The 21551-nt window shown below is 63.3% G+C and carries 21 protein-coding genes and 1 pseudogene; 19 read left to right on the forward strand and 3 right to left on the reverse strand.

Translation table 11 applies throughout. The features are described 5' to 3' along the window. Positions 1-73 precede the first annotated feature (73 nt). The gene (locus ACK59Z_RS15875; RefSeq protein ID WP_014754076.1) at positions 74-1006 is read left to right on the forward strand and encodes an ABC transporter ATP-binding protein; all 933 of its coding nucleotides are present in this window, start codon (positions 74-76) and stop codon (positions 1004-1006) included. Then, on the forward strand, positions 1003-1782 hold the full coding sequence (locus ACK59Z_RS15880) for an ABC transporter permease (RefSeq protein ID WP_003247128.1): 780 nt from the start codon (positions 1003-1005) through the stop codon (positions 1780-1782). The genes ACK59Z_RS15875 and ACK59Z_RS15880 overlap by 4 nt, the downstream gene beginning before the upstream one ends. A gap of 9 nt (positions 1783-1791) precedes the next feature. On the opposite strand, the pseudogene ACK59Z_RS15885 reads toward ACK59Z_RS15880, so the two are convergent. Continuing rightward, positions 1792-2298, reverse strand: a pseudogene (locus ACK59Z_RS15885) (DUF2062 domain-containing protein); the annotation flags it as partial. A 142-nt stretch (positions 2299-2440) separates the two neighbouring features. Between ACK59Z_RS15885 and ACK59Z_RS15890 the strand changes: the two are divergent. The 8 genes from ACK59Z_RS15890 (at position 2441) to murB (ending at position 9303) form a co-directional block, all read left to right on the forward strand. Further along, entirely contained in the window at positions 2441-4654 is a 2214-nt protein-coding gene (locus tag ACK59Z_RS15890) for a DNA internalization-related competence protein ComEC/Rec2 (protein WP_409293435.1), read from the forward strand. A gap of 110 nt (positions 4655-4764) precedes the next feature. Continuing rightward, the gene (locus ACK59Z_RS15895; RefSeq protein WP_026031862.1) at positions 4765-5400 is read left to right on the forward strand and encodes a MotA/TolQ/ExbB proton channel family protein; all 636 of its coding nucleotides are present in this window, start codon (positions 4765-4767) and stop codon (positions 5398-5400) included. Further along, positions 5397-5831: a biopolymer transporter ExbD gene (locus ACK59Z_RS15900; RefSeq protein ID WP_014859651.1), complete on the forward strand. Its 435-nt coding sequence runs from the start codon at positions 5397-5399 to the stop codon at positions 5829-5831. The genes ACK59Z_RS15895 and ACK59Z_RS15900 overlap by 4 nt, the downstream gene beginning before the upstream one ends. Further along, positions 5831-6832: a tetraacyldisaccharide 4'-kinase gene (gene lpxK / locus ACK59Z_RS15905; RefSeq protein ID WP_014591936.1), complete on the forward strand. Its 1002-nt coding sequence runs from the start codon at positions 5831-5833 to the stop codon at positions 6830-6832. Before ACK59Z_RS15900 ends, lpxK begins: the two co-directional genes overlap by 1 nt. A gap of 44 nt (positions 6833-6876) precedes the next feature. Beyond that, positions 6877-7062 (forward strand): Trm112 family protein, encoded by a 186-nt coding sequence (locus ACK59Z_RS15910; protein ID WP_003247142.1) that lies wholly within the window; start codon positions 6877-6879, stop codon positions 7060-7062. Beyond that, positions 7059-7823: a 3-deoxy-manno-octulosonate cytidylyltransferase gene (kdsB, locus tag ACK59Z_RS15915; RefSeq protein WP_003247143.1), complete on the forward strand. Its 765-nt coding sequence runs from the start codon at positions 7059-7061 to the stop codon at positions 7821-7823. Before ACK59Z_RS15910 ends, kdsB begins: the two co-directional genes overlap by 4 nt. Further along, positions 7823-8287 (forward strand): low molecular weight protein-tyrosine-phosphatase, encoded by a 465-nt coding sequence (locus ACK59Z_RS15920; RefSeq protein ID WP_064491353.1) that lies wholly within the window; start codon positions 7823-7825, stop codon positions 8285-8287. Before kdsB ends, ACK59Z_RS15920 begins: the two co-directional genes overlap by 1 nt. Further along, positions 8284-9303 carry a UDP-N-acetylmuramate dehydrogenase gene (gene murB / locus ACK59Z_RS15925; RefSeq protein WP_409293437.1) on the forward strand — a complete coding sequence of 340 codons (1020 nt, stop codon included), beginning with the start codon at positions 8284-8286 and terminating at the stop codon, positions 9301-9303. Before ACK59Z_RS15920 ends, murB begins: the two co-directional genes overlap by 4 nt. A 417-nt stretch (positions 9304-9720) precedes the next feature. Here the strand turns inward: murB and rne are convergent, their stop codons facing one another. Continuing rightward, positions 9721-12957, reverse strand: coding sequence for a ribonuclease E (gene rne / locus ACK59Z_RS15930; RefSeq protein ID WP_409293439.1), 3237 nt, complete (start codon positions 12955-12957; stop codon positions 9721-9723). Between the two features lie 797 nt (positions 12958-13754). On the opposite strand from rne, the gene rluC reads away from it, so the two are divergent. Genes rluC through ACK59Z_RS15945 form a run of 3 tightly spaced genes read left to right on the forward strand, consistent with a single transcriptional unit; the run spans position 13755 to position 16385 of the window. Further along, entirely contained in the window at positions 13755-14711 is a 957-nt protein-coding gene (gene rluC, locus ACK59Z_RS15935; RefSeq protein ID WP_003247149.1) for a 23S rRNA pseudouridine(955/2504/2580) synthase RluC, read from the forward strand. A 3-nt stretch (positions 14712-14714) separates the two neighbouring features. Beyond that, positions 14715-15389: an HAD family hydrolase gene (locus tag ACK59Z_RS15940; RefSeq protein ID WP_409293441.1), complete on the forward strand. Its 675-nt coding sequence runs from the start codon at positions 14715-14717 to the stop codon at positions 15387-15389. A gap of 6 nt (positions 15390-15395) precedes the next feature. Continuing rightward, entirely contained in the window at positions 15396-16385 is a 990-nt protein-coding gene (locus tag ACK59Z_RS15945) for a S49 family peptidase (RefSeq protein WP_108190440.1), read from the forward strand. Between the two features lie 322 nt (positions 16386-16707). Here the strand turns inward: ACK59Z_RS15945 and ACK59Z_RS15950 are convergent, their stop codons facing one another. Then, a complete protein-coding gene (locus ACK59Z_RS15950; protein WP_108190439.1) occupies positions 16708-17286 on the reverse strand; it encodes a nucleoside triphosphate pyrophosphatase in 579 nt (192 codons plus the stop codon). A gap of 96 nt (positions 17287-17382) precedes the next feature. Between ACK59Z_RS15950 and ACK59Z_RS15955 the strand changes: the two genes are divergently transcribed. From ACK59Z_RS15955 to acpP, 6 genes are all read left to right on the forward strand, one after another. After that, the gene (locus ACK59Z_RS15955; RefSeq protein WP_003247153.1) at positions 17383-17910 is read left to right on the forward strand and encodes a YceD family protein; all 528 of its coding nucleotides are present in this window, start codon (positions 17383-17385) and stop codon (positions 17908-17910) included. A gap of 13 nt (positions 17911-17923) precedes the next feature. After that, positions 17924-18106: a 50S ribosomal protein L32 gene (gene rpmF / locus ACK59Z_RS15960; protein ID WP_003247154.1), complete on the forward strand. Its 183-nt coding sequence runs from the start codon at positions 17924-17926 to the stop codon at positions 18104-18106. Positions 18107-18109: 3 nt separating this feature from the next. Then, complete coding sequence (plsX, locus tag ACK59Z_RS15965) at positions 18110-19120, forward strand: phosphate acyltransferase PlsX (RefSeq protein WP_080634975.1); 1011 nt, start codon at positions 18110-18112, stop codon at positions 19118-19120. Positions 19121-19247: 127 nt separating this feature from the next. After that, the gene (fabD, locus tag ACK59Z_RS15970) at positions 19248-20186 is read left to right on the forward strand and encodes an ACP S-malonyltransferase (protein WP_012053294.1); all 939 of its coding nucleotides are present in this window, start codon (positions 19248-19250) and stop codon (positions 20184-20186) included. A 15-nt stretch (positions 20187-20201) separates the two neighbouring features. After that, positions 20202-20942 carry a 3-oxoacyl-ACP reductase FabG gene (gene fabG, locus ACK59Z_RS15975; RefSeq protein WP_003247160.1) on the forward strand — a complete coding sequence of 247 codons (741 nt, stop codon included), beginning with the start codon at positions 20202-20204 and terminating at the stop codon, positions 20940-20942. A gap of 203 nt (positions 20943-21145) precedes the next feature. Then, complete coding sequence (gene acpP / locus ACK59Z_RS15980) at positions 21146-21382, forward strand: acyl carrier protein (RefSeq protein WP_012053292.1); 237 nt, start codon at positions 21146-21148, stop codon at positions 21380-21382. Positions 21383-21551 lie beyond the last annotated feature (169 nt).

Here is a 21551-nt window from a genome sequence, read left to right on the forward strand (position 1 = left end):
CATGGCTGCACTCACTGCGCCAGTGACTTTACCTGGCGTGTCCCGCACCTTTTTCTTCGGTAAGTGACCCGCTATGAGTTCCGCCCTGTCCATCCGACAGCTGACCAAGACCTACGGCAATGGCTTTCAGGCCCTCAAAGGCATCGACCTCGATGTTGCCGAAGGCGACTTCTTCGCCTTGCTCGGCCCCAACGGCGCCGGCAAATCCACCACCATTGGCATTCTCTCGACCCTGGTGAACAAGACCAGCGGCACAGTGAGCGTGTTCGGTCACGACCTGGACCGCGAGCCCTCCGCGCTCAAGCGTTGCCTGGGTGTGGTGCCGCAAGAGTTCAACTTCAACCAGTTCGAGAAGACCTTCGACATCGTCGTGACCCAAGCCGGGTACTATGGCATCCCGCCGAAGCTGGCCAAGGAGCGCGCCGAGCAGTACCTGACCCAGCTGGGCCTGTGGGACAAACGTGATGTGCAGTCGCGTTCGTTGTCCGGCGGCATGAAGCGGCGTCTGATGATTGCCCGCGCATTGATCCACGAACCGCGCCTGCTGATTCTGGACGAACCCACCGCCGGGGTGGATATCGAGTTGCGCCGTTCGATGTGGAGCTTCCTCACCGAGCTGAACCAGAAGGGCATCACCATCATCCTCACCACCCACTACCTGGAAGAGGCTGAGCAGCTGTGCCGTAACATCGGCATCATCGACCACGGCACCATCGTCGAGAACACCAGCATGCGCCAGTTGCTGGGCAAGCTGCATGTCGAAACCTTCGTGCTCGACCTCAAGCAGGACCTGGCCACGGCGCCGGTACTGCAGGGCTACCCGTGCCGGCTGCTGACCCCGCATACCCTGGAAGTGCAGGTGGAGAAGGACATCGGCATCACCGCGCTGTTCGGCCAGCTGGCGCTGCAGAACATCGAAGTGCAGAGCCTGCGCAACAAGACCAACCGACTCGAGGAGCTGTTCGTGTCCCTGGTGGAAAAAAACCTGTCGAAGGTGGCCGTATGAGTGTGGAACTGCGCACCAACTGGGTCGCCCTGAACACCATCGTCTACCGTGAAGTGCGGCGCTTCCTGCGCATCTGGCCGCAGACGTTGCTGCCGCCAGCGATCACCATGGTGCTGTACTTCGTCATCTTCGGTAACCTGATTGGCCGGCAGATCGGCGATATGGGTGGCTTCACCTACATGCAGTACATCGTGCCGGGGCTGATCATGATGTCGGTGATCACCAACTCCTACGGCAACGTGGTGTCGAGCTTTTTCGGCAGCAAGTTCCAGCGCTCGATCGAAGAACTGATGGTGTCGCCGGTGTCGCCGCACACCATTCTCGTCGGCTATGTGCTGGGTGGGGTGCTGCGTGGTTTGGCGGTGGGTGTGATCGTGACCATCCTGTCGATGTTCTTCACCGACCTGCAGGTGCACCACCTGGGTGTGACCGTAGTGGTTGTGCTGCTGACGGCCACCATCTTTTCGCTGCTTGGCTTCGTCAACGCCGTGTTTGCGCGCAACTTCGACGATATTTCGATCATCCCGACCTTCGTGCTGACGCCGTTGACCTACCTGGGCGGGGTGTTCTACTCGATCAACCTGCTGCCGCCGTTCTGGCAGACCGTGTCGTTGGCCAACCCGGTGCTGCACATGGTCAACTCGTTCCGCTACGGCATTCTAGGGGTGTCGGATATCAGCATTGGCACGGCGATCACCTTCATGCTGGTGGCCACTGCGGTGCTCTACGTTGTTTGCGTTCGCTTGCTGGTCAGCGGCCGTGGCATGCGGGCCTGAAGCCTTGCACCGGCATTGGCGACGACGCCACTGCCGGCCCACCCACCAGCGCCAGTAGAACATGGTGGTGAAGTAGGCAAGGATGCCCAGCACCACGCCGCACACCACCGAGCCGAGCAGGAAGGGTTGCCACAGCGTCGACAGCTGGTCGGTGATCCACTGGAAGGTCAGCTCATCGGGCAGGGTGCGCGGCGGTACCTGCATCAGCCAGGCACCGGTCATGTAGGTGACGAAGAACACCGGCGGCATGGTCAACGGGTTGGTCAGCCACACCAGGCTGACGGCGACCGGCAGGTTGCCGCGCACCGGGATCGCCAGGGCCGCCGCCAGCAGCATCTGCATCGGGATGGGAATAAGCGCCGCGAACAGGCCCACACCCATGGCTCTGGCCACCGAATGGCGGTTCAGGTGCCAGAGGTTGGGATCGTGCAGCAACTTGCCGAAAAAGCGTAAGGACTTGTGTTCCCGAATGCTGGTCGGGTCCGGCATGTAGCGTTTGAAAAGTCGGCGCGGCATGTAGGCTCCCGGAGCGTTGACCCTGGCAGTATGCCCTTAATCCTGCTCCGCCTCGTTTAGAGTTTGTGACAATTGTTGAGCAAGCGATGCCGGCAATTGAGCTATGCCTCAGGAGGTGACTCGCCTTCTGGAGCTCTACCTCATGCGCACAGGGATGTTTGCGCTCGCGCTCGGGCTGTTGTGCCTGGGCTTTCTGCCCGCATTGCCATCGGTCGGATGGTTGATAACCCTGGCAGCCTGCGCTGTCGGCAGCCTGTTTACCCGCGTATGGCCGTTGGGTTGGTTTTTGCTGGGCTTGTGTTGGGCGTGCGGGTCTGCTCAGCAGGCCCTTGATGATCGTCTGGCTGCCGGCCTGGAGGGCCGCACCTTGTGGCTGGAGGGGCGGGTGGCGGGTTTGCCGGCCCGCACTGCACAAGGCGTGCGTTTCGAGCTGGAAGCGCCACGCTCGCGGCGGGCCGAACTGCCTCAGCGCTTGCAACTGAGCTGGTTCGACGGCCCGCCGCTGCGGGCGGGCGAGCAGTGGCGGCTGGCGGTGACCTTGCAGCGCCCGGCCGGGCTGCTGAACCCGCACGGGCCTGACCGGGAAGCGCAGTTGCTGGCGCGACGGGTGGGGGCTACGGGTACGGTCAAGGCGGGGCAGTTGCTGGCGCCAGTCGCCGGTGGTTGGCGCGATGCGCTGCGTCAGCGCTTGCTGATGGTCGAAGCCAATGGCCGACAGGCAGCGCTGGTGGCCTTGGTGCTTGGCGACGGTGCGGGCCTGGCCCGGGAGGACTGGCAGACGTTGCAGGCCACCGGCACGGTGCACCTGCTGGTGATTTCCGGCCAGCACATCGGCCTGGTCGCCGGTTTGCTCTATGGCCTGGTCGCCGGGCTGGCGCGTTGGGGGCTATGGCCGGCAAGGCTACCGTGGTTACCCTGGGCCTGCGGCCTGGCCATGGCCGCAGCGCTGGCCTACGGGTGGCTGGCGGGTGGTGGGGTGCCAGTGCAGCGAGCCTGCCTGATGTTGGCCGTGGTGCTGCTCTGGCGTCTGCGCTTTCGCCACCTTGGCGCGTTTTTTCCGTTGCTGGTTGCACTGGTCGCTGTGCTTGTCTTCGAGCCACTGGCGGCGTTGCTGCCTGGGTTCTGGCTGTCGTTCGCCGCCGTGGCCACGCTCATCTACTGCTTCAGTGCCCGGTTGGGTGGTTGGCGGCCCTGGCAGGCCTGGACACGAGCGCAATGGGTGATCGCTGTCGGCTTGCTGCCGGTGTTGCTGGCCACCGGCTTGCCGGTGAGCCTCAGTGCGCCGCTGGCCAACCTTGTGGCGGTGACGTGGGTCAGCCTGGCGGTCTTGCCGTTGGCGTTGCTGGGCACGCTGATGTTGCCGCTGGCGGGCGTTGGCGAGGCGTTGCTCTGGCTGGCAGGTGGCCTGCTGGATGTGCTGTTCCGCGGGCTGGCGCTGGTGGCGCAGCAGCGCCCGGCATGGGTGCCGCCGGCCCTGCCGTTGTGGGCCTGGCTGCTGGTATGTCTGGGTGCGCTGTTGATTTTGCTGCCCCGTGGTGTGCCGCTGCGTGGGTTGGGAGGGGTGATGCTGCTGGCGCTGTGGGTGCCCCGGGAGCCGGTGCCGTTCGGCCAGGTCGAGGTCTGGCAGCTGAATGTTGGCCAGGGGCTGGCGGTGCTGTTGCGTACGCGGCATCACAGCCTGCTCTACGATGCCGGGCCGGCCAGGGGGGAAAGCGACTTGGGGGAACGCGTGGTGCTGCCAACCTTGCGCAAGCTGGGGGTGGGCGGCCTTGACGTGATGGTGATCAGCCATGCGCATGCCGATCATGCGGGCGGGGCCGGAGCCATTGCGCGTGGTTTGCCGATCAAGCGGATAATCGGTGGGGAAGCGCTGGTTGATATTCCCTTGCAGCCTTGTGCCAGTGGCGAGCAATGGGATTGGGATGGCGTGCGCTTTTCGCTGTGGCGCTGGGTGGACGGGCAGAGCAGTAATGACCGTTCCTGTGTGCTGTTGGTCGAGGCGCAGGGCGAGCGCTTGCTGCTGGCGGGGGATATGGAAGCTGCTGCCGAACGGGCCTGGCTGGCGGACACTGAAGTGCCGCGTATCGACTGGCTGCAGGCGCCACATCATGGCAGCCGCAGCTCGTCCACCGAGGCGTTCGTCCGGGCTACCGCACCGCGCGGGGTATTGATTTCGCGGGGGCGCAACAACAGCTTCGGGCACCCGCACGTGCAGGTGGTCGAACGGTATGAGCGGCATGGGGTGGTGATGCATGATACGGCAGTGGAGGGGGCATTGCGGTTGGTGTTGGGGCGGTATGGGGGGGTTGAGGGTGTTAGGGGGCAGCGGCGGTTCTGGCGGGTTCGAGGGGAGTGAGGCAGAGGCAGGCATCTGCCAGCCCAGACCCCAATTCCCTGACCTCCGGCAGATGAGCCCTCGGCGCGCCTATGGTAGAGTGGCGGCCTTTTTCCGAAGGGGCGTTTATTGTGTGGGAATTGGTCAAGTCCGGTGGTTGGATGATGCTGCCGATCATTCTGAGCTCCATCGCTGCCATGGCTATCGTCGTCGAACGCCTGTGGACCTTGCGCGCCAGTCGCGTCACCCCGCCGCACCTGCTGGGCCAGGTATGGATGTGGATCAAGGACAAGCAACTGACCAGTGACAAGCTCAAGGCCCTGCGTGCCGATTCGCCACTGGGTGAAATCCTCGCGGCGGGCCTGGCCAATTCGCGTCACGGTCGGGAGATTATGAAAGAGTGCATCGAGGAGGCCGCCTCGCGCGTCATCCATGAACTGGAGCGCTACATCAGCACCCTCGGCACCATCGCCGCCATGGCGCCTCTGCTGGGCCTGCTGGGCACCGTGCTGGGCATGATCGACATTTTCAGCGCCTTCATGGGCTCGCAAATGACCGCCAACGCCGCCGTGCTGGCCAGTGGTATCTCCAAGGCCCTGGTCACCACTGCGGCTGGCCTGATGGTCGGTATTCCGGCAGTGTTCTTCCACCGTTTCCTGCTGCGCCGCATCGATGAACTGGTGATCGGCATGGAGCAGGAGGCGATCAAGCTGGTGGAAGTGATCCAGGGTGACCGTGAAGTGGAAGTGGCCGGAGGCAAGGCGTGAAGTTCCGGCGCAATCGCCAGCGGGAGAACGTCGACATCAACCTGGCGTCGCTGATCGACGTGGTGTTCGTCCTGCTGCTGTTCTTCGTGGTTACCACCACCTTCACCCGCGAAACGCAACTTCGCGTCGAGCTGCCCGAAGCCACCAGCGCCGAGCCGGCGCCGGCCGACCCGGGCAAGCTGGTGGAAATCACCATCAGCGCCGAAGGCGTGTATTCGGTGAACAACCACCTGCTGCCCAAAAGCGACCTGGCCACCCTGAGCGAGGCCATAGCGCGCGAGTCGGGCGGCGACAACACGCTGCCGCTGGCCATCAGCGCCGACGGCAAGACCCCGCACCAGGCTGTGGTCACCGCAATGGATGCTGCCGGCAAGCTCGGCTTCAGCCAGTTGCGCATGACCACCGTCGAGGCGGCCCAGGGCACGCCTTGATGGCGTTCGCCGACCGCTTGCTCGCTGCCTGGTATGCCGGGCATCCGGCGCTGGCGCTGCTGCGTCCGCTGGAGGCCTTGTATCGCCGCGTGGTCACGCGCAAGCGGGCACGTTTTCTAAGGGGTGACAGTGCCAGCTACCGGGCACCGGTACCGGTCATTGTGGTGGGCAACATCACCGTCGGTGGCACCGGCAAGACGCCGATGATCCTCTGGCTGATCGAACACTGTCGCCAGCAGGGGCTGAAGGTGGGTGTGGTCAGCCGCGGTTATGGTGCCAAGCCGCCACAGCTGCCCTGGCGGGTGCAGGCCGATCAGGCGGCCGATCAGGCGGGCGACGAGCCGCTGCTGATTGTGCAACGCACCGGCGTGCCACTGATGATCGACCCCGATCGCTCCCGTGCCGTGCAGGCATTGCTGGCCAGCGAACCCCTCGACCTGATCCTGTGCGACGACGGTATGCAGCATTACCGCCTGGCCCGTGACCTGGAACTGGTGCTGATCGACGCTGCCCGCGGCCTGGGCAATGGCCGTTGCCTGCCGGCGGGGCCGTTGCGTGAGCCGGCCGACCGCTTGCGTGAGGCTGACGCGGTGCTGTTCAACGGCGCCAGCGAAGACCGCACCGATGGTTTTGGTTTCCGTCTGCAGCCGTCCGCCCTGGTCAACGTGCGCACTGGCGAGCGCCGTGCGCTCGACCATTTCCCCGCCGGCCAGCGCCTGCATGCGGTGGCCGGTATCGGTAACCCGCAACGTTTCTTCAACACCCTGCTGGGGCTAAACTGGCAGCCGGTGCCGCATCCCTTCGCCGACCATGCGCAGTTCAGTGCCCGGAGCCTGGCTTTCAGCCCGCCACTGCCGCTGGTCATGACCGAGAAGGACGCGGTGAAATGCCGGGCCTTTGCCGCTGACGACTGGTGGTACCTGGCCGTCGAAGCGCAGCCTACGCCGGCTTTCAGCGCCTGGTTCGACAACCAGCTGCAACGCTTGTTGCGCAAACCCTGAGCCCGTTTTCAATTTCCGGCCACCTGGCCTAAAGGAAGCCTCCAATGGACACCAAACTGCTCGATATCCTGGCCTGCCCGATCACCAAGGGCCCGCTCAAGCTGAGCGCCGACAAGACCGAGCTGATCAGCAAAGGCGCTGGCCTGGCCTACCCGATTCGCGACGGTATCCCGGTCATGCTGGAAAGCGAGGCACGCACCCTGACCGACGACGAGCGTCTTGACAAATGAGCCTGGAATTTACGGTAGTAATCCCCGCCCGGCTGCGCTCCACCCGCCTGCCAGGCAAACCGCTGCTGCTGATTGCCGGCAAGCCGATGGTGCAACATGTGTGGGAGCAGGCCCGCAAGAGCGGTGCCAGCCGTGTGGTCATCGCCACCGACGACACCAGCATCCTTGAAGCCTGCCAGGCCTTCGGCGCCGAAGTGCTGATGACCCGTGCCGATCATGAATCGGGCACTGACCGCCTGGCCGAAGTGGCCGCGTACCTCGGTTTGCCGGCTGACGCCATCGTGGTCAACGTGCAGGGCGACGAGCCGCTGATCCCGCCGGTGATCATCGACCAGGTGGCGGCCAACCTGGCTGCGCATCCGGAAGCCGGTATCGCCACCCTGGCCGAGCCGATCCATGAGCCGGAAACCGTGTTCAACCCGAACGCGGTCAAGGTGGTGAGTGACAAGAACGGCCTGGCCCTGACGTTCAGCCGAGCGCCGCTGCCCTGGGCCCGCGATACCTTCGCCAAGGCCCGCGACGTGCTGCCGGAAGGGGTGCCCTATCGCCGCCATATTGGCATGTACGCTTACCGTGTCGGCTTCCTGCACGACTTCGTCAGCTGGGGCCCATGCTGGCTCGAGCAGGCTGAAGCGCTGGAGCAGCTGCGTGCCCTGTGGCACGGCGTACGCATTCACATCGAGGACGCCATCGAGGCGCCTGCCGTGGGTGTCGACACCCCTGAGGATCTGGAGCGCGTACGGCGCTTGCTGGAGGCCTGATGCGCGTCCTGTTCGTGTGCCTGGGCAACATCTGCCGCTCGCCCACTGCCGAAGGCGTGCTGCGCCATCAATTGCAGGCCGCCGGGCTCGCCGACAAGGTGCAGGTGGCTTCTGCCGGCACCGGCGATTGGCATGTCGGCAAGGCGCCAGACAGCCGCACCTGCAAGGCGGCGCTGGCGCGCGGTTACGATCTGTCGCAGCAACGCGCCCAACAGGTCAAGGCATCGCACTTCGCCGAATACGACCTGGTGTTGGCCATGGATGAGCACAACCTGCGCGATCTGCGCGCCTTGCGCCCGTCCACGGCAGTGGGTGAACTCGACCTGTTCCTGCGCCGCTACGGTGCAGCACTGGATGAAGTGCCAGACCCTTACTACGGTGGCGCCGACGGCTTCGAGCAGGTGCTGGATCTGGTGGAAGCGGCTTGCCAGGCGCTGGTACTGGAAATCAAGGGGCGTCTATGACAGTGCAGTGGCAGGAGCAGGTATCGCTCAAGCCTTACAATACCTTCGGCATCGACGTGAAGGCGCGCTATTTCAGCCAGGTGCAGGACGACCAGCAGGTGCGTCAGGCATTGGGCCAGGCACAGCAAAGGGGCCTGCCGGTACTGGTGATCGGGGGTGGCAGCAACCTGCTGCTGACCCGCGATATCGATGCACTGGTGCTGCACATGGCCAGCCGCGGTCGGCGTGTGCTCAGTGATGATGGCGAGCGTATCGTGGTCGAAGCCGAGGCCGGTGAGCCGTGGCACGCGTTTGTGCAGTGGACGCTGGCGCAGGGCTATTGCGGGCTGGAGAACCTCAGCCTGATCCCCGGCACCGTAGGTGCTGCGCCGATGCAGAACGTGGGCGCATACGGGGTGGAGATCAAGGACGTGTTCGCCGGGCTGACAGCCCTGGACCGTGAGACGGGCGTGCTGCGTGACTTCAGTTTGGCGGAATGTGCTTTCGGCTATCGCGACAGCCTTTTCAAGCGCAATCCCGGCCGCTGGTTGATCCTGCGTGTGCGCTTTGCCTTGACCCGCACCCTGCACGCTCATCTGGATTACGGCCCGGTGCGTCAACGCCTGTCTGAGCGGGGTGTGACCGAGCTGACCGCGCAAGCGATCAGTGATGCAATCTGCAGCATTCGCCGCGAGAAGCTGCCAGATCCGGCAGAGCTGGGCAATGCCGGGAGCTTCTTCAAGAATCCGGTGGTAAAGGCTGATCTGGTCGAGCGTATTCGTGCGCAGTATCCCGGTGTCGTGGCATACCCACAGGCTGATGGTCAGGTGAAACTGGCGGCGGGCTGGTTGATTGAGCAGGCGGGCTGGAAGGGCCATCGCGAGGGTGATGCTGGCGTGCATCGCTTGCAGTCGCTGGTGCTGGTCAATTATGGCCAGGCGAGCGGGGCGCAGATGCATGCGCTGGCACGGAAGATTCAGGCGGATATCTTCGAGCGGTTTGGGGTTGAGCTGGAGATGGAGCCTAATCTTTACTGATTTGCCGGCTGTGAACCCCCGTAGGAGCGGGTTTACCCGCGAAAGGGCCGGGCCTGGTGGCCAATTTCCACCTGCTGTTCACCGTTGCCGCCACCACCGTATTCGCGGGGAAACCCGCTCCTACACGCTGATCGGTGGTGAACACACATCGGGGTTGGACACAGGCCATTGTAGGAGCGGGTTTACCCGCGAAAGGACCGGGCCTGGTGGCCAATTTCCACCCGCCGTTCACCGTTGCCGCCGCCACCGTATTCGCGGGTAAACCCGCTCCTACACGCTGATCGGTGGTGGGCACACATCGGGGGTTGGACACAGGCCATTGTAGGAGCGGGTTTACCCGCGAAGAGGCCCGTCAGGCAAACCAAAAAAAGCCCCGCCAGTTCGCACTGGCGGGGCTTTTTCATTCAGCTCTGGCTATCAGCCGTGATGAGGTTTGTGCTCATCGGCGGTTTCCAAGGCTGGTTCCTGGGAGGCTGCAGCAGCTTCCTGTGCGGCTTTGGCAGCAGCCTCGGCCTCACGTTTGCGGCGACGCACTTCACGTGGGTCGTTCGGTGCGCGGCCGTTGGCCAGCATGACAGTGGCAGGTTCGACCACTGCAGGTGCAGGCTCGGCCACCACTTCTGGCTGGGCTTCGACAACCGGGGCAGGCTGCACGGCAACCGGAGCGACTTCGACCACGGCCGGGGCCTGTTCGATCTCACCGGCTTCTACCGCTGGGGCTTCTGCCGGGGTTTCAGTGACCACGGTTTCTGCAACCACGACCGGCTCAACAGCAGGTGCATCTACAGCGACAGGCTGCGGGGCCACTTCGACCACAGGCTCGGCAGTTGCCTCGGCTGCGGCCACTGGCTCGGTGACCGGCTGCTCGACCGCTGGGGCCTCGGGCGCATCTTCAGCTTTGGTGGCCGCTTCGACCTGCTCGACCGGTTGGGCGGCTTCGCTGTTGTCGGTTTCTGCAGCGGCGGCGACTTCGGCGGTAGCACGCTCGGCCTGCTGGTTGGCCTGGGCTTCTGCGTCGGAGCTGATGTTGCTGCTGGCGACAGCAGCCGTCACGGCAAGGCCGGCAGCCAGTTCGGCACCCAGCTCGGTGGCCTGGTGCTGTTGTGGCTGCTCTTCGCTGCCTTCTTCTTCACTGCCGTCGATCAGCTCGCCATTGGCATTGCGCTGACGCTCACGACGGTTGCTGCGACGACGCTGGCCACGGGAGCGGCGGCGTGGGCGCTCGCCATCGGTGCCTTCCTGCTCGTCTTGCAGCAGCTCTTCGCTTGGCAGTTGCTCTTCGGCCAGTTCGGCAGCCTGCTCGGTTGCTTCTTCGGCAGCGCGTGGTTGGCGCTCTTCGCGTGGTGGGCGCGGGGCGCGTTCTTCGCGTGGAGCACGCTCTTCGCGCGGTGCGCGTTCTTCACGTGGAGCACGTTCTTCGCGAGGGGCACGCTCTTCGCGCGGTGCGCGTTCTTCGCGTGGAGCACGCTCTTCACGCGGTGCGCGCTCTTCACGTGGAGCTCGCTCTTCGCGGGTTACACGTTCTTCACGCGGCTGGCGCTCTTCGCGTTCGGCTGGCGGGGTAGCGTCCAGCGGCTCGCGCAGTTCGCGAACGCGCTCTTCGCCGCGGTTGCTACGGCGGTCTTCGCGTGGCTGGCGCGGAGTACGTTCTTCACGCGGTGCACGCTCCTCACGCGGAGCACGCTCTTCACGTGGGGCACGTTCCTCACGCGGTGCGCGCTCTTCGCGTGGGGCGCGTTCCTCGCGCGGCGCACGCTCTTCACGCGGTGCGCGCTCGGCACGCTCTTCACGCGGCTTGCGTTCTTCGTCGCGGCGGCCGTTGCGGTTGCGGCTTTGCTGGCGGCCGTTGCGGCGTTCTTCGTTACGCGGGCTGCGCTCGGCAGCCGGTTTTTCGGCGGCGGGCACCACTGGCGCGGCGGCAGGCTCGTCCTTGCCGGCGAACAGGCTCACCAGCGACTTCACCAGGCCTTTGAACAGGCTTGGCTCCGGAGCGCTCGGGGCAGGGGCGACCGGGGCGGCAGGCTGGGGCTCTTCAGCGGCGGCCGGTACCGGTGCGTTGGCGCGGGCCGGGGCCGTCTTCACTGCGGCTTCCTGGCGTACCAGGGTGCGGGTGGCGGTCGGCTGCGGCGCTTCTTCAGCTTCGGCGGCGGCGATTTCGTAGCTGGACTGGTTGTTCAGCACTTCAGGGTTGTCGTCGCGCAGGCGCTGGACTTCGAAGTGCGGGGTTTCCAGGTGGTCGTTCGGCAGGATGATGATGCGCGCACGGGTGCGCAGCTCGATCTTGGTGATCGAGTTACGCTTTTCGTTCAGCAGGAACGCGGCTACCGGGATCGGCACTTGAGCACGTACTTCGGCGGTGCGGTCCTTCAGGGCTTCTTCTTCGATCAGGCGCAGGATGGCCAGCGACAGCGATTCGACGTCACGGATGATGCCGGTGCCGGAGCAGCGTGGGCAGACGATGCCGCTGCTTTCGCCCAGCGATGGGCGCAGGCGCTGACGGGACATTTCCAGCAGGCCGAAGCGCGAGATGCGGCCAACCTGCACGCGGGCGCGGTCGGCTTCCAGGCATTCACGCACGCGCTCTTCAACAGCGCGCTGGTTCTTCGCCGGGGTCATGTCGATGAAGTCGATGACGATCAGGCCGCCGATGTCACGCAGGCGCAGCTGGCGGGCAATTTCCTCGGCCGCTTCCAGGTTGGTCTGCAGGGCGGTTTCTTCGATGTCGCTGCCTTTGGTGGCGCGCGCCGAGTTGATGTCGATGGACACCAGGGCTTCGGTCGGGTCGATCACGATCGAACCGCCGGACGGCAGGTCGACCACGCGCTGGAAGGCGGTCTCGATCTGGCTTTCGATCTGGAAGCGGTTGAACAGCGGCACGCTGTCTTCGTACAGCTTGACCTTGCTGGCGTACTGCGGCATCACCTGACGGATGAAGGTCAGCGCTTCTTCCTGGGCGTCGATGCTGTCGATCAGCACTTCGCCGATGTCCTGGCGCAGGTAGTCGCGGATGGCGCGGATGATGACGTTGCTTTCTTGGTAGATCAGGAATGGCGCGGCGCGGTCCAGGGACGCTTCCTTGATGGCGGTCCACAGCTGCAGCAGGTAATCCAGGTCCCACTGCATTTCTTCGCTGCTGCGGCCAAGGCCGGCAGTGCGCACGATCAGGCCCATGTCGCCCGGTACAGTCAGGCCGTTCAGGGCTTCGCGCAGTTCGTTGCGCTCTTCGCCTTCGATGCGGCGCGAGATGCCACCGGCACGCGGGTTGTTGGGCATCAGCACCAGGTAGCGGCCGGCCAGGCTGATGAAGGTGGTGAGGGCGGCGCCTTTGTTGCCGCGCTCTTCCTTCTCGACCTGAACGATGACTTCCTGGCCTTCGCTGAGCACTTCCTTGATGTTGACCCGGCCTTCTGGGGCCTTCTTGAAGTACTCGCGGGAGATTTCTTTCAGCGGCAGGAAGCCGTGACGTTCGGAACCGAAGTCGACGAAGGCGGCTTCGAGGCTGGGTTCGATGCGGGTGATCTTGCCTTTGTAGATGTTGGCCTTTTTCTGCTCGCGCGCGCCGGACTCGATGTCCAGATCGTAGAGACGTTGGCCGTCCACCAGGGCTACACGCAACTCTTCGGGTTGAGTCGCGTTAATCAGCATTCTTTTCATGTTGTACCGTCGGTTTCCGGGCTGCCGGAAACGGCGTTCGGCACACACGACGTCTCATGGTCGGTGCCAAGGTGCGCAAAGGGTGGCCGGGCCACCCCCGTGTCGAGCGACGTTCGGCACCAGCCGGTTGCCCAGCCTGCCGTTGTCGCGACGACGCGTCCTGTTTGCTGCGGTGCCAACAAGGCCCCGGTGGCTTCGAATAGGTATCCGAATCAACCAAGCGGGCCTTGTGCACTCAGTCAGGAGGAGGAATCAACCGTCAGCCGTGGACGCCCGGAGGGCATCTGTTCAGGACCTTATCCGCTCACCAGCCGTCAGTGGGCTGGTGGCCGGACGCGGTGCTACACGGTCCGAGGGCTGTGCATCTCCACCCTGCACGTATCCCTGATAATTCGGGTGCTGCCGCGCGCTGAATCCGCAACGGGTTGCATTTTTCGCCAGCGCTGGTTCTGCGCTGGCGCCATTCATGTCCAAGGCAGGTATTTCCGAAGCATTCGCCGGGCGATGCGTGGAAGCGACTCGCGGGCAGAGGTGCAGCGAAAAGAATCGGGTAAGCAGGTGAAACACCGCACTTGTCGTTTTTTTTCGGTCTTCTCTACACGGCGCTGGTGGCGATTCCAGGCATTTCGGTAAACTGGCGAAAACCCCGTAGGACGGCCTCGCGTCCTGGAGAATTGCGAAGGTCAAGGACCGGCAAAGAGCCTGGTGCCGCTGGCCTGCCGCTTTTGGCGGCGTTCGCGACTATAGCAGCAATGATTAAGTGCTTCAATTCCATAAAAAATTGTTATGATCTCGCAATGACGACCAATACCCCTCCGACTTCCGGCGTTCAGCTGATCGAAGTCGCGCCGGAGCTTGCCGGCCAGCGCATCGATAATTTCCTCATCACGGCCCTCAAGGGCGTGCCCAAGACACTGGTCTACCGCATCCTGCGCAAGGGTGAGGTGAGGGTCAACAAGGGCCGCGTCAAGCCGGAGTACAAGATCCAGGCCGGCGACATCGTGCGCGTTCCGCCCGTCCGCTTGCCGGAACGAGACGAACCGGCGCCGGTGGCCCAAGGCCTGCTGCAGCGTCTGGAAGCCGCCATTGTCTACGAGGACAAGGCGCTTATCGTGATGAACAAGCCGGCCGGCATCGCCGTGCACGGCGGCAGCGGCCTGAGCTTCGGGGTGATCGAGGCGCTGCGCCAGTTGCGCCCGGACGCCAAGGAGCTGGAGCTGGTGCACCGCCTGGATCGCGACACGTCTGGTCTGTTGATGATCGCCAAGAAGCGCAGCATGCTGCGCCACCTGCATGCCGCCCTGCGCGGCGATGGTGTCGACAAGCGCTACATGGCGCTGGTGCGCGGCCACTGGCCAACCTCGAAAAAGCAGGTCAACGCGCCGTTGCTCAAGAGCAACCTGCGTTCCGGCGAGCGCATGGTCGAAGTGAACGATGAAGGCAAGGAGGCGCTGACCCTGTTTCGCGTGCTGCGCCGCTTTGGCGACTTTGCCACCATTGTCGAGGCACGCCCGATCACCGGTCGTACCCATCAGATCCGCGTGCACACCCTGCATGCCGGGCACATGATCGCTGGCGACAGCAAATACGGCGACGAAGACTTCAGTCGGGAAATTCGCGAGTTGGGTGGCAAGCGCCTGTTCCTGCATGCCTACGCGTTGACTGTACCGCTGCCCGACGGTGGCGAGTTGAAGCTCGAGGCGCCTGTGGATGAGGTATGGGCGAAAACCGTTGAACGTTTGAGTGCGTCCTGATCCATGAAAAAAGGCTATGAGCTACTGATCTTCGACTGGGACGGCACCCTGGCCGATTCCATTGGTCGTATCGTCGAGGCCATGAATGTCGCCGCAGAGCGTGCCGGCGAGGCGCAGAGCAGTGACCATGCGGTCAAGGGCATCATCGGCCTGGCCTTGGACGAGGCGATCCACACTTTGTACCCGCACCTGGTGCCTGCAGAGGTTGCCAGCTTCCGCCAGCACTATGCCGATGTCTACGTTGCACTGGATCAGCAACCTTCGCCGCTGTTCGATGGCGTGGTCGAGTCGCTGGATGCCTTTCGCGCCGAGGGTTACCGCCTGGCGGTGGCCACCGGCAAGGCTCGTCGCGGGCTGGATCGGGTGCTCAAGGCCAATGGCTGGGAGCGGTTTTTCGACATCACCCGTGCCGCTGACGAGACCCGTGGCAAGCCACACCCGCTGATGCTTGAGGAAATCCTCGGGCATTGTGGCGTCGAACCGTCGCGTGCGCTGATGGTCGGAGATTCGGCATTCGACCTGCAGATGGCCAGCAATGCCGGCATGCATTCGGTGGCGGTTGGCTATGGTGCCATGTCGCTGCAGGCGCTGGCCGAATTTGGCCCGCAGGTATGTATCGATCACTTTTCCCAGTTGCGCGAGTGGCTGGGTGGTTCCGCAATTCCATTTCCAAGGTAGGTAAGCATGGCAGACGAATGGAAAGCCCCTGAGGCCGAGCCCGGGGAGCGCGAAGAGCGCAACAGCTGGAGGCTGCTGGAAAAGACCTTGCTGGCCAGCGTGCAGGAGCAACGACGGTCGCGGCGCTGGGGGATCTTCTTCAAGCTGCTGACCTTCGTCTACCTGTTTGGCATTCTGGCGTTGTTCTCGCCGCTGATGGACATGGATAAGGCCGCTTCGCGCAGTGCCAGCCATACCGCGCTGGTCGAAGTGCGCGGGGTGATTGCCGATCAGGAGGCTGCCAGTGCCGATAACATCGTCAAGAGCCTGCGCGAAGCGTTCAAGGACGGCAAGACCAAGGCGGTGGTGATGCGCATCAATAGCCCGGGTGGCAGCCCGGTGCAGGCGGGTTACGTGTATGACGAAATCCGTCGCCTGCGTGCCGAATATCCTGCCATCAAGCTGTATGCGGTGATCGCCGACCTTGGTGCTTCCGGTGCGTATTACATCGCCAGTGCGGCGGACGAGATCTATGCCGACAAGGCCAGCCTGGTGGGGTCCATTGGGGTGACGGCGGCGGGCTATGGCTTTGTTGGCGCCATGGAGAAGCTAGGGGTCGAGCGGCGTGCCTATACGTCGGGTGAGCACAAGGCGTTCCTTGATCCGTTTTCGCCGGAAAAACCAGAAGAGACCCGGTTCTGGCAGGGCGTGCTGGATACCACGCACCAGCAGTTCATCGCCATGGTCAAGCAGGGGCGGGGTGAGCGCCTGAAGGACAAGGAGCACCCGGAGTTGTTCAGTGGCCTTATCTGGTCGGGTGAGCAGGCCAAGGCGCTGGGGCTGGTGGATGGCTTGGGCAGTGCCAGCTATGTGGCGCGCGAGATCGTGGGGGAGAAGGAGTTGGTGGACTTCACCGTTCAGGAGTCGCCTTTCGATCGCTTCTCCAAGCGCGTGGGTGCCAGCGTGGCTGAGCACCTGGCGATGTGGATGGGGTTCCAGGGGCCGCAGTTGCGTTGAGTTCGTCGCAGTTCTTGTGGTGTCTGGCAGATCGAGCGCCGCCCGCGCGGCGCGCTCATCGATCGGGGCTCCTACAACAATCGGTGGTGTCGCCATGTGCTGTTGTGGGGTGTGCCCGCGAATGGGTCGGACCCGCCGTCCAATATCCCCCGGCCGTTCACCGTCGCAGCACCATCGCATTCGCGAGCATGAGCTGGTGTCGCCACGCCCGTTGTAGGAGCGGGTTTACCCGCGAATAGGCCGGACCTGCCGGCCAATATCCCCGAACGTTCACCCTCCCGGGCGGCGCTCGATCCGTCGGGCGCCAAAATCTCCAGCCAGGCTACGGAACCACCACCCCTTCCTTGGTCAGCATATCCACCAGCCGAATCAGTGGCAGCCCGATCAGGCTGGTTGCATCGCACCCATGGGTGCTCTGGAACAGGCTCACCCCCAACCCCTCCGCCTTGAAGCTCCCTGCGCAATCCAGCGGCTGTTCCGTCGCGACGTAACGCTCCACGCGCTCGCGGCTCAATTCGCGCATCGTGACGGTAAACGGCACGCAATCCACCTGGCATTGCCCGGTGGCGCTGTTCAGCAGCGCCAGCCCAGTCAGAAAGCTCACCTGCTGCCCGCTACACTCCAGCAGTTGCTCGCAAGCCCGCTCGAAGGTGTGCGGCTTACCCAGCACCTGTTCGCCCAACACAGCTACCTGGTCCGACCCGATAATCAGGTGCCTGGGATGGCTGCCCGCCAAGGCCTCGGCTTTTTGCCTGGCAAGGCGGCGTACCAGTTCAACGGCTGGCTCGTCTTCCCGGCGCTGCTCGTCTATATCGGGGCTTGCCCAGGTGAAGGGCAGGTGCAGGCGAGCGAGCAGTTCGCGGCGATAGGCAGAGCTGGAAGCCAGTAACAAAGGAAGCATGGTAGACTCCGGGTTCGGTTGAACCAATTCTATCACGCACGATGCCGCCTAATTTCCTTTGACAGGGGCGGGGGGCATCCCTAGAATGCTGCGCCTATGTTGAATGACCCGATTCCACCTCACGTTGACCCGCGCAAATTAGCCGATCGTGGCGTAACCCTTAACGGTTCGCTGCAACTCGCTGATTTGGAAAGACTCTGCGACCCGCTTTCCGACAATGTCGGTACGGTGCAGGCGAAGTTCGATTTTGAACGAGATGAACAGCACGTGGTGGTAATCCACAGCGAGCTGGACGTCGAAGTCAAGATGGTTTGCCAGCGTTGTCTTGAGCTGGTCACCCTACCGGTCCACAGCGAATGTACATACGCCGTGGTGAAGGAGGGTGCGAATACCCAGTCGTTGCCGAAAGGCTATGACGTGCTGGAACTGGGCGAAGATCCTTTGGATCTGCAGGCATTGGTTGAGGAGGAGCTTTTGCTTGCCTTGCCAATCGTGCCTGCTCATCATCCGGAAGAATGCCAGCAGCCGGCGGGCGCAGACGAGCCCGAATCGAGCAAGGACGAGGTATCGCGGTCCAACCCGTTCAGTGTTTTGGCGCAGTTAAAGCGTGACCCAAACGTTTAGGAGTTAATCAATTATGGCTGTTCAGCAGAACAAAAAATCCCGCTCTGCCCGTGACATGCGCCGTTCGCACGACGCTCTGTCGGAAAACGCGCTGTCGGTAGAGAAAACCACCGGTGAAGTTCACCTGCGTCACCACGTTTCGCCAGAAGGCGTTTACCGTGGTCGTAAAGTGGTCGACAAGGGCGCTGACGAGTAATCCTTGTCCGCTCAGGTCATCGCGATCGACGCAATGGGCGGGGACTTCGGTCCCCGCAGCATTGTCCAGGCTAGCATTGCCTGCCTTTCGGCTACCCCCTCGCTCCACCTGACCCTCGTCGGTCAACCCTCCCTCCTTGAAGATCTCATCAGTGGCTTGCCAGCTGCGGATCGCGCGCGCCTGCAGATTGTGGCCGCCAGTGAGGTAGTCGGCATGGACGAGCGGCCATCCCAGGCGTTGCGCGGCAAGCCGGATTCGTCGATGCGCATCGCCCTCGAACTGGTGCGCGACGGAAAAGCCCAGGCCTGTGTCAGTGCCGGCAATACCGGGGCGCTGATGGCGTTGTCGCGCTTCGTGCTCAAGACCTTGCCGGGTATCGACCGGCCGGCCATGGTGGCGGCGATCCCGACCCAGACGGGTTACTGTCAATTGCTCGATCTGGGCGCCAATGTCGACTGCAGCGCCGAAAACCTCTACCAGTTCGCGGTAATGGGCTCGGTGGCCGCTCAGGCCCTGGGTGTGCATCGGCCACGCGTGGCGCTGTTGAATATCGGTACCGAGGACATCAAGGGTAACCAGCAGGTCAAGCTGGCTGCCACGCTGTTGCAGGGCGCCCGCGGGCTCAACTATGTCGGTTTCGTCGAAGGGGATGGCCTGTACCGGGGTGAGGCAGACGTGGTGGTGTGCGACGGTTTTGTCGGCAACATACTGCTCAAGTCCAGCGAGGGCTTGGCGACGATGATCGGTGCGCGCATCGAAAAACTGTTCAAGGGCGGTGCTTTTGCCCGCGTTGCCGGGGCCGTTGCCATGCCGCTGCTCAAGCGTCTGCAGGCCGACCTGGCGCCGGCGCGGCATAATGGGGCGAGCTTTCTGGGGCTGCAGGGTATCGTCATCAAGAGTCATGGCTCGGCGGGCGTGCAGGGGTTTCAGAGTGCCATCCAGCGGGCGCTGATCGAAATTCAGGAAAACCTGCCGCAGCGGCTGCATGGCCGCCTTGAAGACCTGTTGCCTTAGGCATTTCGCCGATGAAGTGCTTAAATGTGACCGCTTGGTCTGTGTTTCCATCCAAGTTTTCAGATTCCGCGCCTGGCCTCGGGCCTGGCGCACACTATCCGACGACAAGATCATAAGGGCTTGTTCAATGTCTGCATCCCTCGCATTCGTCTTTCCCGGTCAAGGTTCCCAGTCGCTGGGCATGCTCGCCGAGCTCGGCGCCGAGAAGCCAGTGATCATCGAAACCTTCAAGGAAGCGTCCGAAGCGCTCGGCTACGACCTGTGGAAGCTGGTCCAGGACGGCCCGGAAGAGCAACTCAACCAGACCGACAAGACCCAGCCGGCGATCCTTACTGCGTCCATCGCACTGTGGCGCCTGTGGCTGGAAGAGGGCGGTGCCAAGCCGGCCTTCGTTTCCGGTCACAGCCTGGGCGAATACAGCGCCCTGGTCGCCGCCGGCAGCATCAGCCTGAAAGATGCCGTTCGCCTGGTCGAGCGCCGCGGTCAGCTGATGCAGGAAGCCGTACCGGCCGGTCACGGCGCCATGGCTGCCATTCTCGGCCTGGACGATGCTGTGGTCGTGGAAATCTGCGCCGAAGCCGCTGAGGATGAAGTGGTCAGCGCCGTGAACTTCAACTCGCCTGGTCAGGTGGTCATCGCCGGCAACAAGGCGGCGGTAGATCGCGCCATGGAGCTGTGCAAGGCCAAAGGTGCCAAGCGCGCCCTGCCACTGGCGGTCAGCGTCCCGTCGCACTGCGCCCTGATGAAGCCAGCCGCCGAGCGCTTTGCCGATTCGGTCAATGCCATCGAATGGAAGGCCCCGCAGATTCCGGTGGTGCAGAACGTCACTGCCGCCGTCGCCGCCGACCTCGATGCCCTCAAGCACGACCTGCTGGCACAGCTGTACCAGCCGGTGCGCTGGGTCGAGTGCGTGCAGACCCTGGCCGCCAACGGTGCGGTCAACCTGGTCGAGTGTGGCCCGGGCAAGGTGCTGGCTGGCCTTAACAAGCGTTGCGCCGACGGCGTGACCACCTACAACCTCAACACCCCTGACGCCGTTGCTGCCACTCGCGCGGCACTGGCCTGATTTGGAGAAGCTTGCATGAGCCTGCAAGGTAAAGTTGCACTGGTTACCGGCGCCAGCCGTGGTATTGGTCAGGCCATCGCCCTCGAGCTGGGCCGCCAGGGCGCGACCGTGATCGGTACCGCCACGTCGGCGTCCGGTGCCGAGCGCATCGCTGCCACCCTGAAAGAACACGGCATTACCGGCACTGGCATGGAGCTGAACGTGACCAGCGCCGAATCGGTTGAAGCCGTACTGGCCGCCATTGGCGAGCAGTTCGGCGCGCCGGCCATCTTGGTCAACAATGCCGGTATCACCCGCGACAACCTCATGCTGCGCATGAAAGACGACGAGTGGTTTGATGTCATCGACACCAACCTGAACAGCCTCTACCGTCTGTCCAAGGGCGTGCTGCGTGGCATGACCAAGGCGCGTTGGGGTCGTATCATCAGCATCGGCTCGGTCGTTGGTGCCATGGGTAACGCAGGTCAGGCCAACTACGCGGCTGCCAAGGCCGGTCTGGAAGGTTTCAGCCGCGCCTTGGCGCGTGAAGTGGGTTCGCGTGGTATCACCGTCAACTCGGTGACCCCAGGCTTCATCGATACCGACATGACCCGCGAGCTGCCAGAGGCTCAGCGCGAAGCCCTGCAGACCCAGATTCCGCTGGGCCGCCTGGGCCAGGCTGACGAAATTGCCAAGGTGGTTTCGTTCCTGGCGTCCGACGGCGCCGCCTACGTGACCGGCGCTACCGTGCCGGTCAACGGCGGGATGTACATGTAATACTGCAACTCAATGTGACGGGTTTCGTAAAAAAAGAGTCATACTGCGAGCCTAAAATCCGTTATAAAGCTGCAACCAGATTCCAGGCAGCGGGTGTGGTGACTAGCCTGAAGGTGCGTTTAGCTTGAAAAGCGAACGTCTTTCTATAAAATTAGCCACCGGCCAGCTGCCTGACATATATCCATTAGGAGTGAAAACTAGGTATGAGCACCATCGAAGAACGCGTCAAGAAAATCGTCGCCGAGCAACTGGGCGTCAAGGAAGAAGAAGTGACTATTGAGAAGTCCTTCGTCGATGACCTGGGTGCCGATTCGCTTGACACCGTTGAACTGGTGATGGCTCTGGAAGAGGAATTCGAGACCGAAATCCCTGACGAAGAAGCCGAGAAGATCACTACCGTTCAAGCTGCCATCGACTACGTCAAAGCCCACCAGGCCTAAGACGCTACAGTCGACGTTTCTTGTCGGGGAAAACCGCACTGCCTTCGCTGGCGTGCGGTTTTTTCTTTGCGAGCGCCTCGCATTTTTTCAGGCGGCTTCGTTCACCGCGCACCAAGAGCCTGTTGCCATTTCATTCCAGCACTTGAATGCAATGGCAAGAGACTCTGTT

It is taken from the genome of Pseudomonas sp. KCJK9058 (assembly GCF_046230975.1).
Classification (GTDB): Bacteria; Pseudomonadota; Gammaproteobacteria; order Pseudomonadales; family Pseudomonadaceae; genus Aquipseudomonas; species Aquipseudomonas alloputida.